A 14,481-nucleotide genomic window follows, 5' to 3' on the forward strand; every position below is an offset into this window, starting at 1 on the left:
AGCACCACCATGAACAACCTCCTCAGCCGCCTCGTAGGCGACAAGAAGGACTGGAAGCGCATGGAAGCCCGCGCCGCCGAACTACCCGCCGACTACCGCACCGTCTACACAGAGATGAAGAGCTACATGTGGCGCTTCACCGCCGGCGACGGCATGGACATCGTCGAGATCCTCCGCGACGTCTTGGACCTGTTCGAGACCGAGGCCGCCAACGGCCGCAAGGTCATCGAGGTCACCGGCACCGACCTGGCCGCCTTCTGCGACGCACGCCTGCCCGAACAGCACGACGCCTACCGCACCAAGCTCCGCGCCAACCTCAACGAGGTCGCCCAGAAACTCGCGTGAGCCCGGCGATGCTCCCCGCACCTCCCCTGTCGCGAGCCGAGAAGGCCGCTCGCGGCAGGGGATGCGTTCTACCCGGGGCGAAAATGTCGGGATAAGACTGTGGTTGACCTCTTCCACATGGTCCACTGTGACGCACGTCTCTTCGGGCCGTCCGTGGCGGCGGCCCCGCATGTTGGAGGAACACAGTGAACGACTCGGCCCTACTCTCGGTCGGCCTCCCCATCGCCCTGGCCATCATCATGTTCGGTCTGGGCCTGAGCCTGACCCCGGGAGACTTCCGCCGGGTCGTACGCACCCCGCGAGCCGTCTTCGTCGCGCTCACGCTCCAGATCGTGGTTCTGCCGATGATCGCGTTCGGACTCGTCGTGGTCGCGGACGTGGATCCGCTGATCGCCGTGGGCGTCATGCTGCTGGCCGCCTCGCCGGGCGGGACGACGGCGAATCTGTTCAGCCATCTGTTCCGTGGCGACGTCGCGCTCAACGTGACGCTGACGGCGGTCAACTCGGTGCTCGCTGCGGTCTCGATCCCATTGATCACCAACGCCGCGATCAGCTACTTCGACGCCGGCGACACCCTGGGCCTGCAGTTCGGCAAGGTCCTCCAGGTCATCGCGATCGTGCTGGTTCCGGTCGGCATCGGGATGCTGGTGCGGAGCCGGTCAGCGACGTTCGCCGCACGGGCGGATCGTCCGGTGCGGATCTTCTCGATCGTCGTACTGGTCATGGTCTCGGTCGGCGCGATCCTCGGTGAGCGGGAGAACATCGCCGACTACCTCCGCGAGATCGGCGTGGTCGTGACGCTGTTCTGCTGCGCGAGCCTCTGCCTCGGCTACCTCGGCGCTCGGGTGTTCAAGCTCGGCCAGCCGCAGGCGATCGCCACCTCGATGGAGGTCGGGATCCACAACACCACCGTGGCTCTCACCATCGCGCTCAGCGTGCTCGACAACACCACCGTCGCGATCCCGGCCGCGGTCTACAGCATCGTGATGTACGTCCTCGCCACCGCCTTCGGCTTCCTCATCACCCGGTCCCGAGTGGCAAGGCCGGCCGAGCCGCACGACGTCACCACCTGAGCGGCTACTCGCTCGCGAGGAGCGGGGCGATCCGGTCGACGACCACGTCGATCGGCGCCGTCGACCTGGTGACGCGAGCCATCATGATCGCGCCCTCGAGGGAGCTGATGGCCAGCACCGCGAGGTCGTCGGCCTCGCTCCTGGTACGCCCCGACCCGGCAAGCAGGTCAGCGAGCGCGCCCTGCCAGTCGGCGACGATGCCGTTGACGACAGGCCCCAGATCGGCGTCGTGATGGGCCTCCTGCATGGCCGCCCCGATGGGGCACCCGGCCGCGAAGTCGGTGTCGAGGAGCTGTGCCCGGTAGTGCTGGCAGATGGCGACAAAGACCCTCGAAGGGTCGACTCCCGCGCCTGCCGCCTCGCGCAGACTGCCGGTGACGCTCTCCCCCGCCCACGTGAGCGCATCGGTGATCAGCTCACGACGCCCTCCCGGGAAGTGGAACCCCACCGACCCGCGAGGGCCGTTGCTGTGCGCCAGGACCTTGGCCACCGACGTACCGGCGACGCCGTGCTCGCGCAGCAGGAGCGCCGCGCTGGTGACCATGCGCTGCCTGGTGTCGGTGCGCAACCCCATGTATCCGTTCCTCCGATCCCGCCACTATGCTGTGTTGCATAGCATAGCAAAAGGAGAAGGGCATGCGTGAGCTCAACCTGATCAAGCCCGGCCACCTCGGCTGGGTGGAGAAGCCCGACCCGGTGCTGGCCGATCCCGGCGATGCGCTGGTGCGGCCGTTCGTCGCGAGCCGCTGTGACGGCGATGCGCTCCCACTGCACCTCCACGGGCTCAAGCACCGGGCGATGCAGGCCGCGATGAGGTCGGGGGCGATCGACCCGGCAGTCGCCGACATCATCGGCAAGGAGCCGTTCGCCGGCCCGTTCGGCATCGGTCACGAGGCCATCGCCCAGGTCACCGCGGTCGGCGATGCGGTGAGCGACATGCGGGTGGGCGACATCGTGGTCGTACCCTGGGCGGTGTCGTGCGGCAACTGCTACGAGTGCCGACTCGGCCTGACCGCGAAGTGCTCGACCTTCGTGCCCACCAGTCCGGGCGGAACGCTGTCGTGCTTCGGGTTCGGGCCCACGTCCGGGGCCTGGGGCGGCGTCATCTCCGACACCCTCCGCATCCCGTTCGCCGACCACATGCTGGTGCGGGTCCCCGAGGGTGTCGACCCGCTACGGGTCGCCTCGGCCGGCGACAACCTCACCGACGCCTGGCGCGGCGTCGCCCCGACCCTCGCGCAGCGACCGGGCGGTCGCGTCCTCGTCATCGGCGGCGGCGCGCAGAGCATCGGCCTCTACTCCGCCGGTCTCGCCGTGCTGCTCGGCGCCGAGCGCGTCGACTACTTCGACGATCGCGACAGCCGTCTGGAGATCGCCGAGAGCTTCGGCGCGACCGTCCACAGGATCGACCGGTCACGCCGCAGGTCACTGATGCCACGGATCGCGCAGCGCTACGACATCGCCGTCGAGGCCTCCTCGACCGGACAGGGCCTGCGTGACGCCCTGCGCGCGCTGCGCCCTGGTGGCATCTGCACCGGCAACGGCTACTACCTGGGCGCCAACACCCTGCTCCCGGTGATGGACATGTACGCCACCAGCGCAACCCTCCAGGTCGGCGTCTCCCACGTCCGGCCACACCTGCCGGAGATGCTCGACTTCATCGCCCGCACCGGGTTCGAGGCCGAGCGCGTCACCAGCCTGCTCGCCGACTGGGACGACGCCATCGAGGCCTACCCGGCTCACACCACCAAGGTCGTTCTCCACCGCGACCCGCTCGACCTCGCCTGACGACCTCCACCGATGGGCCCGCTCGGGCGGGCGCCAGGATCGGCGCGATCGCCGTGGCTCTCGGCGACGAGCTCGAGTCGCTCGAGGTCAACCCGCTGCTGGTCTCCGGGGACGGATCGAGGCGCTCGACGCGCTGATCACCTGGCGGAGCTGAGCCGCCCACGATGCCCGGGGTGCGAACAGCGCCTCGGGCCGGTGCGGCCTCGCGACGACCGGTCCCGGCGTCGGCTAGATTGCCGTGACCGCAAGCCCGAGGAGGAGCTCAGATGACCGCACCACTGGCACGTACGGCACAGATGATGGCGCTCACGTTCATGACCATGGTCGTGGGTCTGGGCGTCATCGTCGCGCTCAGCATCCCCGACGCCGACCTGCAGCTGCCCTCGGCGTACGTCATCGGCGGGCAGGTCGCGGCCGGCGTGGTCATGGCCGCGCTGTGCTCGGCGATCGGCTTCCGCGCCGCTCCGATCACGCCCGGGACCCCGCCGGAGAAGGCGACCAGCGAGGGCCTGCAGAAGCACCAGACGTCGATGATCCTGCGGCTCGTCCTCAGTGAGGTGATCGCGCTCGTCTCTCTCGCCCTGGCCTTCGTCCTCACCGAGGGACAGCTGATGACGTACCTCATCGGCGGGGCCATCTCGCTGGTGCTGATGGCCTACTTCGCCTACCCGTCGGCACGCAACATCCGCAAGGTAGAGGCCAGCCTCGACGGCGCGGGTGCGCAGTCGAGGCTGGCTGAGGCGTTCGGCGTGGGTGACGGTCCGTCCAGCACCCACAAGGTGCTCTAGACCGTCAGGTCGATCCCCTCGGCGGCGAGCGCCTCGCGGTAGGCCTCGACGTTGCGCATCTTCACGTTCTCGTAGCCCCGCACCATGTCCGGGAGCTCCGCGAGGCGGACGGCCCGGGCGTAGGACTCCTCGGTGAGGTCGGCGGCGAGGCCGGTGACCAGCGCGGAGTAGTGCGCGAGCAGGGCACGCTCGGTGCGGCGCACGTGGGCCTGACCGAACGGGTCGAGGAACGTGCCGCGGAGGAACTTCATGGTCGCCAGCAGGCGGAGCATGAAGTGGGTGCGCGGACCGAAGGTCATCTTGCGACCCTTCAGGAACGCCCCGAACACCGGCGGGGAGAGCTTGAAGCTGATCCTGCCCTGCACCTCGGCACGGACACCGTCCAGGGCGGCCGGCGCGGTGAGCAGCCGGGCGACCTCGTACTCGTCCTTGTAGGCGGTGAGCTTGAACAGGTAGCGGGCGACGGCCTCGGAGAAGCGGGTGTCCTCGGTCACCGCGCGCTCGGCGTTCCAGATCCGGTCGACGGTCTCGACGTAGTCACGGGCGGTCGCCTGGTTCTGGAAGGCGACGAGCTTCGGGGCACGGACCTCGGCGAGGCGACGCACCTCGCCGTCGAACGTCGCGGCGTCCAGAGCCGGCACGGCGATCTCCTCGACAGGAGCGGTAGCGGTGCCGGTGACCTTGGCGAACTCCTCCGGCGCGGCGACCGAGGCGCGGCCCCAGCGGAAGGCGGCGACGTTGGCGCTGACCGCGACACCGTTGATGCCGATGGCCTCCTCGATCGCCTCGGCGGGGATCGGAAGGGCGCCGGTCTGGTAGGCGGCGCCGACCAGCAGGAAGTTGGCCGCGGCGGTGTTGCCGAAGAGGGTCTCCGCCGCTGCCAGCGCGTCGAAGGCACGCAGCGAGGACGTCGCGCTGTTGACCCGGGTGAGCAGCTCGTCGTCGGCCGGGTAGGCGATGTCCTTGTCGTAGACCATCGGTCCGGTCGGCGTCTTGCTGGTCGACACGACCGCACGGGTCCGCGCCGGGTCACCGTAGGCGAGGTTCTTACCCTCGGCCAGGGTGAGCAGGTCGAAGCCGAGCAGCGCGTCGGCCGACCCCGGGGTGACCCGGTTGGACGGATCGATCGAGCCCGGGCCGAACCGCAGGTGAGCCGTCACCGGGCCCGCCTTCTGGCTCATCCCGACCTGGTCGAGCGACTCCACGCCGAAGCCGGCGCGCAGCGCGGCGGTCGCGAGCACCTGGTTGACCGTGACGATTCCGGTGCCGCCGATGCCGGCCATGAAGACGCCGTACGTCCGCTCCAGCTCGCCGTAGCCCGGGTCGGCCACCGTCGGCGGCTCCGGGGTCGACTTCTTCGCCTTCTTGGCGGTCGGGTCGGTCTCGACGGCCATGAAGGAGGGGCACTCCCCCTCGACGCAGGTGTAGTCGGTGTTGCACGAGGTCTGGTCGATGCGGGTCTTGCGGCCCAGCTCGGTCTCGACCGGCTGCACGGAGAGGCAGTTGGACTTCACGCCGCAGTCGCCGCAGCCCTCGCACACGGCCTCGTTGATCACGATCCGGGTGTTGCGGGCCTCGATCGTGCCCCGCTTGCGCTGACGCCGCGCGTCGGCGGCACAGTGCTGGTCGTAGATCAGGACGGTCACGCCCTCGACCTCACGCAGCTCCCGCTGGGCGTCGTCGAGGCGGTCGCGGTGCCACAGACGTACGCCTGCGGGGAAGTGGGCGCGGCGGTAGCGCTTCGGCTCGTCGGCGACGACGATGATCGCCTTGACGCCCTCGTTCATCAGCTTGTGGGTCAGCTGCGCCATCGCGACCTCGCCCTGCCGCTTCTGGGCACCGGTCATCGCGACGACGTCGTTGTGCAGCAGCTTGTAGGTGATGTTGACCCCGGCCGCGACGCACGCCTGGATGGCCAGCTGCGCGGAGTGGAAGAAGGTGCCGTCACCGACGTTCTGGAAGGTGTGGCCGGCGTGGCTGTAGGGCGCCTGCCCGATCCACTGCGAGCCCTCGCCGCCCATCTGGGTGATGCCGACGACCGCGCTGTCCTCACGCTGGGATGCGGTCACCAGGGTGTGGCAGCCGATGCCGCCGCCGCCCAGCGAGCCGTCGGGCAGCGCGGTTGAGCGGTTGTGCGGGCAGCCGCTGCAGAAGTAGGGGGTGCGCGAGGTCGAGAGCAGCGGCAGGTCGATCCGGGCGGGCCCGGCGGCCTTCAGCTGGGCGTGGCCCTTCAGCGCACGACGCAGCGGCGCGAGCAGGCGACCGGCGGTCAGCTCGCCGTCGAGCGGGACCAGCGGGACACCGTTGCGGTCCTTCTTGCCGATGATGACGGGAGCGGAGGGCGCGCCGTAGAGGATCTCGCGGATGCCCTGCTCGATGAAGGAGGTCTTGTCCTCGACGACGACGATCTCCTCGAGACCGTCGGCGAACTCCGAGACGATGGTCGGCTCGACCGGCCACATCATGCCCAGGCGCAGCACTCGGATCCCGGCAGCCATCAGGTCGTCGTGGTCGAGGCCGAGGTCCTTCAGACCCTGGCGCATCGAGTCGTAGCACGAGCCGGAGGCGACGATGCCGACCTTGGCGTTCGGCGCCTTGACCTCGATCCGGTTGAGCCGGTTCTCCGCGGCGTACGCCTTCACGACGTTCATCCGGGGGCCGTAGAGCTTCGCCTCGGCACCGACGATCCGGTCGGGAAAGAGCTCGATCTTGGTCGGCTCGTAGGTGTAGGGGACGCCCTCCCACTCGGTCTTCGGCGTGACCGGGTCGAGGACGCCGATCTCCGGGTTGACCACCCAGGCGCCGTCGGCGACGTCGGCGACGATCTTGAGCGCGACGACGCAGCCGGAGGCGCGGGAGAGGGCGATGCCCTCCATGCCGTACTCGACGATCTCGGAGGCGTTGCGCGGGAACAGCACCGGGATGCCGAGCGAGGCCAGGGTGCGCTCGCTGACCGCGGGCACGGTGGACGACTTGGCGGCCGGGTCGTCGCCGACCAGCATCAGCATGCCGCCGGTGGGGTGGGCGCCGTACATGTTGGCGTGACGCATCGCGTCGAGCGCGCGGTCGACACCGGGACCCTTGCCGTACCAGACCCCGGTCACGCCGTCGTAGCGCTCGGTGTCGAGTGTGACCGCGGACTGCGAGCCCCACACAGCGGTGGCGGCGAGCTCCTCGTTGAGGCCGGGGACCACGGTGATGTCGGCGTCGGCCATCTCCTTCGGCAGACCCAGCAGCAGCTGGTCGAGACCGCCCAGCGGGCTGCCCGGGTAGCCGGAGATGAAGGTGCCGGTCCGCAGGCCGCGGCGCTGGTCGAGGGCGCGCTGCTCGACGAGCATCCGCGCGATCGCCTGGATCCCGGTGAGCAACACCGGGCCGGCTCCGACTCGATAGCGATCTGCCAGGTCGTAGGCCTCGAACGAGGTCCCGGGCTCGAACACTGCGGTCATATGGGTGACTCCTCAATCTGCCGGGCGGCGCTGGTGGTCCGTCTGGAGCGTTTTGCCGGGACTGCCGGGTGAGGCTGTCCCGAGGAACCACCCGCAGGGTGTGCGGGTGGCCTGAGTCACATCATCGGGGATGGAGCCAGCGTGATGCCAATCACCAGACGACTCACCAGGCGACGCTGAGGTACTGGGTCTCCAGGTACTCCTCCAGCCCGGCCCGAGCGCCCTCGCGCCCGATGCCGCTCTGCTTCACCCCGCCGAACGGCGCCGACGGGTCGGAGACGAGGCCACGGTTGACCCCCACCATCCCGGCGTCGATCCGCTCGGCGACGTGCAGCGCCTCGCCCATCTCGCCGAAGACGTACGCCGCCAGGCCGAACTCGGTGTCGTTGACGGAGGCCAGCAGCTCCTCGGTGTCGTTCCAGACCACGATCGGGGCCACCGGCCCGAAGATCTCCTCGCGCAGCAGCGGCGAGTCTGCCGGTACGCCCGTCAGGACCGTGGGCGCGTAGAAGTAGCCCTCCGAGGTGGGGACCTCGGCGCGGTGGGCGATCACGGCTCCAGCGGCCACGGCGGCGTCGACGAGGCCGGTGACGGTGGCGTACGCCTTCGCGGAGATGAGCGGGCCGATGTCGCTGCCCTGCTCTGCGGGGCCGACTCGGAGCGCCTCCACGGCCGCACCGAGACGGGCCGTGAACTCCTCGGCGACATCGGCGTGGACGTAGAGCCGGTTGGCCGCGGTGCAGGCCTGTCCCCCGTTGCGGAACTTGGCGACCATCGCCCCCTCGACCGCGGCGGCGACGTCGGCGCTCGAGGTCACCACGAACGGCGCGTTGCCGCCGAGCTCCATCGAGGTGTTCACGACCCGGTCGGCGGCCTGGCGGAGCAGGATGCGGCCGACGCCGGTCGAGCCGGTGAAGGAGATCTTGCGGACCCGTGCGTCGGCGAGCCAGGTGCTGACGATGCCGGGGGCGTCCAGGCCCGGCACCACGTTGACGACGCCGTCCGGCACGCCCGCCTCGGAGATCAGCCGGGCGACCGCGAGGGCCGTCAGAGGAGTCTCGGCGGCGGGCTTGAGCACGACGGTGCAGCCGGCCGCGAGGGCCGGGGCGATCTTTCGGGTGGCCATCGCCGCCGGGAAGTTCCACGGCGTCACGAGGGCGGCCACGCCCACCGGCTTGTGGGTGACGATGGTGCGGGTGCCACCGGCCGGCGAGGACCCGAAGTCGCCGTGCGGGCGCACGGCCTCCTCGGCGTACCAGCGGAAGAACTCGGCGGCGTAGACGACCTCGCCGCGGGCGTCGGCGAGGGACTTGCCGTTCTCGAGCGCGATCAGGGCGGCGAGCTCGTCGGCGTCGCGCAGCATCAGGTCGCGTACGCGGCTGAGCAGGTCGCTGCGGGTCCGCGGCGGCAGCGCCGACCATGCGGGCAGCGCCTCGGCGGCCGCGTCGACGGCGGCGGTCGCGTCCTCGGTGGTGCCGTCGGCGACGTCGGCGACGAGCTCACGGGTGGCGGGGTTCTCGACCGCGAAGACGCCGGCGGTGCCCGGACGCCACCGGCCGCCGACGAGGACGCCGCTGCCGGGCTCGAGGGCGTCGAGGTAGCTGGTCTCGAGGCCGGTCTTGGGACTGGTCTTGGGGCTCGCGGTCACTTGGTCTCCTCCAGTGCGGTCGTGAGTACGTCCAGGGCCTCGTCGAGCAGCTCGTCGGAGATGCTCAGCGGGGGCAGGAAGCGGATGACGTTGCCCCAGGTGCCACAGGTCAGGGTGATGACGCCCTGGCTGTGAGCGTAGGCGGCGACGGCTTTGGCCACCGCGCCGTCCGGGTCGCCGGTGGCCGGGTCGACGAACTCGGCGGCGATCATCGCCCCCCGGCCGCGTACGTCACCGATGCGCGGGTCGCTCGCCTGCAGGTCACGGAGCCGACCGAGGAGACGCTCCTCGATCGCGCGGGCCCGGGTGAGCAGGTCCTCGGCCTCGATGGTCTCGATCACGGCCAGCGCGGCGGCGCAGGCGAGCGGGTTGCCGCCGTAGGTGCCGCCCAGACCGCCGGGGTGGACGGCGTCCATGACGTCGGCGCGGCCGGTCACCGCGGAGAGCGGCAGGCCGCCGGCGATGCCCTTGGCGCTGACCACCAGGTCCGGCACGACGTCGTCGTGCTCGACGGCGAACCAGGTGCCGGTGCGGCCGAAGCCGGACTGCACCTCGTCGGCCACGAAGATCACGTCGTTGGCCCGGCACCACTCCGCCAGCGCGGAGAGGAAGCCCGGTGCCGGGACGATGAAGCCGCCCTCGCCCTGCACCGGCTCGATCACGACTGCGGCGAGGTTGTCGGCACCGACCTGCGTCTCGATCAGGGAGGTCGCCCGGGCCGCCGCCAGCTTCCCGTCGATCTCGGAGGCGTCGCGGAACGGGTAGGACATCGGCGCCCGGTAGACCTCGCCGGCGAACGGCCCGAAGCCGTGCTTGTAGGGCATGTTCTTCGCGGTCATCGCCATGGTGAGGTTGGTGCGCCCGTGGTAGGCGTGGTCGAAGACCACGACCGCGTCCTTGCCGGTGAACGAGCGGGCGATCTTGACCGCGTTCTCGACGGCCTCGGAACCGGAGTTGAACAGCGCGGTGCGCTTCTCGTGGTCGCCGGGGGTGAGCCGGGCGAGCTGCTCGGCGACGGCCACGTAGCCCTCGTAGGGCGTGACCATGAAGCAGGTGTGGGTGAAGGCCGCCACCTGGTCGGCGACCGCCTCGACCACCTTGGCGGCGCTGGAGCCGACGGTGGTCACCGCGATGCCGGAGCCGAGGTCGATGAAGCGGTTGCCGTCGACGTCCTCGACGATGCCGCCGGCCGCGCGCGCGGCGAAGACGGGCATGGTCGTGGCCACGCCCTGGCTCACGGCCGCGACCTTGCGGGCCATGAGCTCCTGGGAGCGCGGACCGGGGAGCGGCGTACGCAGGAGACGGGACTGTTCGAGGGTCGAGGGCTCGGTCATGGGTTCAGCATGAGCCTCGGCGACACATGTCGTCCAAGACCTTTTGACTACTACAATCATGCCTCATGAGCATGGATCTGCGGCTGCTGCGCTACTTCGTCGCCACCGCCGACGCGGGCTCGGCGACGCGCGCCGCCGAGGTGCTGCACGTGACCCAGCCGGTGCTGTCGCGGCAGCTGCGCCAGCTCGAGGCGAACCTGGGTGTTCCGCTGTTCGCGAGGGAGGGACGGCGGCTGCGTCTCACCCGGACTGCCGAGGATCTCCTCCCCCGCGCCCGGGACCTGCTCGCGCACGCCGACGACCTAGAGCGCGCGGTCGGTGTCCTCGCCTCCGGCCGGCTCGACGAGCTCCATCTCGCCGTGCCCTCCACGACGCTCACCGACGTGCTCGCACCGTTCCTGGCGACGCTCGGGCCCGACGACCCGGTCGCGATGGTCCGCGAGCTCGACCCGCGCGGCGCTGCCGCGGCCGTCCGTGCCGGCGCCGACCTGGCGATCGTCACCCGGCCGCCGGCCCGGTCCCTGGCCTCGCGTGCGCTCGCCGTGCTGCCGGTGTGGGCCTACGTCCGGCCGGACGACCCGTGGGCGGGGCGGGGGTCAGTGGACGTACGCGATCTGGTGGCGCGGCCGCTCGTGCTCCTCACCGAGGACCTGCGGCCGCGGCCGCTCCTGGACGCAGCGGTCGAGGACGCCGCCGTGGGCTACGGCGACGTCCTCGAGGTGTCCAACGCCCAGGTCGCGCAGGCGCTCGCGGCCTCGGGCCGCGGGATCGCGGTCGTCTCCGACGACCCGCGCTTCGGCCTGGTGCCCCTGCACATCGAGGCACCGGCCGGAAGGGTCCGGATCAGGCTGTACGCAGCCTGGGACCCGCAGCACCACGCCGCCGAGGCCCTCGCGGCCCTGGCGGAGCGGCTCTCGGCGTTCTGCGTCGAGCGCTACGGCGCCGAGGTCGCCGTCCGCTGAGCCGACACCGACGTCAGGGCGGCCAGGATCCGCTCGGTGACCTCGTCGACCTGGCCGAGCCCGTCGACGGTGGTGAGCAGGTCGCGCTCGGCGTAGATGTCGGCGAGCGGGCCGGTCTCCGCGGCGTACACCTCCAGCCGCCGGCGGATGACCGGCTCGGTGTCGTCGGCTCGGCCCTGCTCCGCGGACCGGCCCACGAGCCGGCTCACCAGCTCGTCGGGGTCCGCCTCGAGCAGCACCACCGCGTCGAGCCCGACGCCGGCGATCGCCAGGATCTCGTCGAGCTCGACGACCTGCTGCGGGGTGCGCGGATAGCCGTCGAGGAGGAACCCGTCGGCACAGTCATGCTCGGCGAGGCGGTCGGCGACCATGGCGTTGGTGATCTCGTCCGGGACGTACTCGCCCGCGTCCATGTACGTCTGTGCCGCAACGCCCAGCGCGGTCTGCTGGGCGACGTTCGTCCGGAAGATGTCGCCGGTCGAGATCGCCGGCACGGCGAAACGCTCGGCGATGACGGTGGCCTGGGTGCCCTTGCCGGCACCGGGCGGGCCCATGAGGAGGAGGCGCATACGAACGGTGGACCTTTCTCGAGGGTGGCGCGCTCACCCCCACGATGAGCGCGCCCGGTCGGAGGCTAGGTGCCGCTTCGCTGCGATCACGTTGCATCCGTGAGGATCCGGCGAGCGATCTCCTCGCCCACACGTACGGCCCCGTCGACGTGCTGGAAGCCGTGACCGGCGACGTCGCTGCTGCCGAACTCGATCGGCCCGAGCGGCTCGCGCAGCACCGCGCCCCAGCGGGTCAGCCCACCCAGGTCGAAGCTCGTCCCGTACGCACCGCCGGTGAGCTCCTGGTGCTGCCAGTCGCTCTCGACGAAGGTGAGCGGCTCGAGCGCCGCCTCCCCGAAGTACGCCGCCAGCGACTCGAGCACCTGGCGCCGGCGCTCGGCGTCGGAGAGCCGGCCGACCGCGTCCGCGCGCTCGTCGGAGACGAACCCGACCAGCGTGCCGCGCTGCTCGCCCTCGGGGGTGTTGTCGTAGACCTCGTGGACCAGCTGCCAGGGCGCGAAGCCGGTGCCGCTGAGGCCGTCGGCACGCCAGAACGGCGTCTCGTACTGCGCCTGCACCTTGATGACCAGCCCGAACGACTGGTGCTCGCGGGCGATCCGGTGCTCGGCCGGAAGCTCGGGGCTGAACCGGATCCGTTTCACCAGGGTCGGCGGGACCGCGAGGATCAGCCGGCGGGCCGCGTGGATCTCGGTGCCGACATGGATGACGGCACCGTCCTCGTCCCACTCCACCAGCGTGACGTCCTGGCCGAGGCGGACCCGGTCCCCCAGCCGCTCGGCCAGCGTCAGCGGCACCCGTTGCAGGCCTCCGACGACGCGGCGGTCGAGGATCACGTCGGCGTCGACGAGGTTGCTGAACGACCCCGCGCTGGCGGCCATCTGCACGGCCTGGAGCGCGGAGAACGAGTGGGCGGGCTTCGTCAGCATCGCCGGCCCGATGTAGAGCGCGACGTTGTCGACCGCGACGGGATCGTCGCACTGCTGCTCGAGCCAGGCACGGAACGAGACGCTGTCGAGGTGGTCGGCGTCGTCGAGCTCCCACGGCCGGGCCGGGTCCATCGCCGCGGCCAGCCCGTCGAGCGTCTTGGTCAGCTGCGCGATGGCCGCCGAGGTGGCCTCGCCGACCGGCAGGTCGCCACCGAAGCGGTGCGCCACTCCCGCCTGGTCGACGTAGAGCGACTCGCCCTCGCGGAAGCGCGGGTACGTCGGCAGGCCGAGCTCGTCGAGGATCCCGATCAGGGCGTCCTGGTCCGGCGAGACCCACTGGCCGCCGATCTCGAAGTCGGCCTCTTCCCCGGGCGCACCGTGCGCCTCGGTGCGCAGCCGGCCGCCGACGCGGTCGCGCGCCTCCAGGACGAGCACGTCTTGGCCCGCCTGGGCCAGTCGCCAGGCCGCGGTCAGGCCGGTCACGCCGGCGCCGACCACGATCACGTCGTGGGTGGTCATGTCAGTTCTCCTGTTTTGTCGGTGGGCCGCTGGTCGGGCCGCTGGTCGGGGCGCTGGGCGAGTAGCGGAAGGGTCGGGTCCCAGCGGGTCCCGTCGGCCTCGTCGCGCTTGCGGCGGGCGATGCCGGAGAGCGCCTCGAGGACGACCCGGTTGGCGAGGAACGAGGTGATGTCGGCGTGGTCGTAGGGCGGGGAGACCTCGACGACGTCGATGCCGACCACCGGGAGCTCGTAGGCGATCCGGCGGACCGAGTCGAGCAGCTGGCGGGCGGTCAGGCCGCCCGGCTCCGGGGTGCCGGTGCCGGGGGCGTGCCCGGGGTCGCAGACGTCGATGTCGACCGAGAGGAAGACCCCGTCGCACTCGTCCGTGGCGATGGTGAAGGCCTCGGTGAGGCACTCCTCCAGGCCGCGGTGCACGATCTCGGTCATCTCGTAGGACCGCATGCCCTGCTCGGCCATCCAGTCCAGCGTCTCGGGCTCGGGCCAGTAGCCGCGCAGCCCCATCTGCAGGAACCGGTCGCCGCGCAGCGCGCCGGACTCGATGAGCCGGCGCATCGGCTGGCCGTGCCCGATCAGCGAGCCGAACTCGATGTCTCCGGTGTCGGCATGGGCGTCGAAGTGGATCATCGAGACGCGTCCCTGACCGAGGTGCTGGGCGACGCCGGCGGCGTCGGGCCAGGCGATCGTGTGGTCGCCGCCCAGCACCAGCGGGATGGCGCCGTTGCTCGTCACGGCGTGCACGGCCTCCTGCAGGTCGCGCACCGACCGCTCGGCGTCGCCGGAGTACATCTCCACGTCACCCGCGTCCAGCACGCGAAGGTCCCGCAGCGCGTCGACGCGCATCGCGAGCGAGGGCCGCGACCCGTCGTGGGGCAGGTAGCAGGTCTGCCGGATGAACTGCGGGCCGAACCGGGTGCCCGACCGGTGCGACGTACCTCCGTCGAAAGGGGCACCGAGGATGACCACATCGGCCCCCTCGTACGTCGCGGGATCGGCCCAGTCACACCGGTCGACACCCAGGAAGGTGATGTCGGGGCCGAACTGGGTTCCGTAGCGAGCCATGGCGTTCTTCTCTCTCGTT

Annotated in this window: 12 protein-coding genes; 5 read left to right on the forward strand and 7 right to left on the reverse strand. The window is 71.0% G+C overall.

Features of this window, described 5'->3' with window-relative positions:
• Positions 1-9: 9 nt before the first annotated feature.
• Positions 10-345 carry a DUF1048 domain-containing protein gene (locus tag ACFX43_RS18275; RefSeq protein ID WP_378831482.1) on the forward strand — a complete coding sequence of 112 codons (336 nt, stop codon included), beginning with the start codon at positions 10-12 and terminating at the stop codon, positions 343-345.
• Between the two features lie 185 nt (positions 346-530).
• On the forward strand, positions 531-1,418 hold the full coding sequence (locus tag ACFX43_RS18280; RefSeq protein ID WP_378831489.1) for a bile acid:sodium symporter family protein: 888 nt from the start codon (positions 531-533) through the stop codon (positions 1,416-1,418).
• A 4-nt stretch (positions 1,419-1,422) separates the two neighbouring features.
• Here the strand turns inward: ACFX43_RS18280 and ACFX43_RS18285 are convergent, their stop codons facing one another.
• Complete coding sequence (locus tag ACFX43_RS18285; protein ID WP_378831494.1) at positions 1,423-1,992, reverse strand: TetR/AcrR family transcriptional regulator; 570 nt, start codon at positions 1,990-1,992, stop codon at positions 1,423-1,425.
• A 62-nt stretch (positions 1,993-2,054) separates the two neighbouring features.
• Here ACFX43_RS18285 and ACFX43_RS18290 point away from each other — a divergent pair, with 62 nt between their 5' ends.
• Positions 2,055-3,206, forward strand: coding sequence for an alcohol dehydrogenase catalytic domain-containing protein (locus ACFX43_RS18290; protein ID WP_378831504.1), 1,152 nt, complete (start codon positions 2,055-2,057; stop codon positions 3,204-3,206).
• Positions 3,207-3,472: 266 nt separating this feature from the next.
• On the forward strand, positions 3,473-3,994 hold the full coding sequence (locus ACFX43_RS18295; RefSeq protein ID WP_378831509.1) for a hypothetical protein: 522 nt from the start codon (positions 3,473-3,475) through the stop codon (positions 3,992-3,994).
• Here the strand turns inward: ACFX43_RS18295 and ACFX43_RS18300 are convergent.
• From ACFX43_RS18300 to gabT, 3 genes are all read right to left on the reverse strand, one after another.
• Positions 3,991-7,443 carry an indolepyruvate ferredoxin oxidoreductase family protein gene (locus ACFX43_RS18300; protein ID WP_378831514.1) on the reverse strand — a complete coding sequence of 1,151 codons (3,453 nt, stop codon included), beginning with the start codon at positions 7,441-7,443 and terminating at the stop codon, positions 3,991-3,993. The genes ACFX43_RS18295 and ACFX43_RS18300 overlap by 4 nt on opposite strands.
• Positions 7,444-7,606: 163 nt before the next feature.
• Positions 7,607-9,091 (reverse strand): NAD-dependent succinate-semialdehyde dehydrogenase, encoded by a 1,485-nt coding sequence (locus ACFX43_RS18305; RefSeq protein WP_378831521.1) that lies wholly within the window; start codon positions 9,089-9,091, stop codon positions 7,607-7,609.
• Positions 9,088-10,425 carry a 4-aminobutyrate--2-oxoglutarate transaminase gene (gabT, locus tag ACFX43_RS18310; protein WP_378831526.1) on the reverse strand — a complete coding sequence of 446 codons (1,338 nt, stop codon included), beginning with the start codon at positions 10,423-10,425 and terminating at the stop codon, positions 9,088-9,090. Before gabT ends, ACFX43_RS18305 begins: the two co-directional genes overlap by 4 nt.
• Positions 10,426-10,490: 65 nt before the next feature.
• Between gabT and ACFX43_RS18315 the strand changes: the two genes are divergently transcribed.
• Positions 10,491-11,387, forward strand: coding sequence for a LysR family transcriptional regulator (locus ACFX43_RS18315; protein ID WP_378831534.1), 897 nt, complete (start codon positions 10,491-10,493; stop codon positions 11,385-11,387).
• Here the strand turns inward: ACFX43_RS18315 and ACFX43_RS18320 are convergent.
• The 3 genes from ACFX43_RS18320 to speB all read right to left on the reverse strand — a co-directional run bounded on the left by ACFX43_RS18320 (position 11,360) and on the right by speB (position 14,462).
• Positions 11,360-11,956 carry an adenylate kinase gene (locus ACFX43_RS18320; protein ID WP_378831539.1) on the reverse strand — a complete coding sequence of 199 codons (597 nt, stop codon included), beginning with the start codon at positions 11,954-11,956 and terminating at the stop codon, positions 11,360-11,362. The two genes, ACFX43_RS18315 and ACFX43_RS18320, sit on opposite strands and share 28 nt — an antisense overlap.
• Positions 11,957-12,042: 86 nt before the next feature.
• Positions 12,043-13,401, reverse strand: a complete 1,359-nt coding sequence (locus ACFX43_RS18325) for a flavin monoamine oxidase family protein (protein ID WP_378831544.1) — start codon at positions 13,399-13,401, stop codon at positions 12,043-12,045.
• Entirely contained in the window at positions 13,398-14,462 is a 1,065-nt protein-coding gene (gene speB / locus ACFX43_RS18330) for an agmatinase (protein WP_378831549.1), read from the reverse strand. Before speB ends, ACFX43_RS18325 begins: the two co-directional genes overlap by 4 nt.
• Between the last annotated feature and the right edge of the window lie 19 nt (positions 14,463-14,481).

This window comes from Nocardioides sp. YIM B13467 (assembly GCF_042788075.1).
Classification (GTDB): Bacteria; Actinomycetota; Actinomycetes; order Propionibacteriales; family Nocardioidaceae; genus Nocardioides.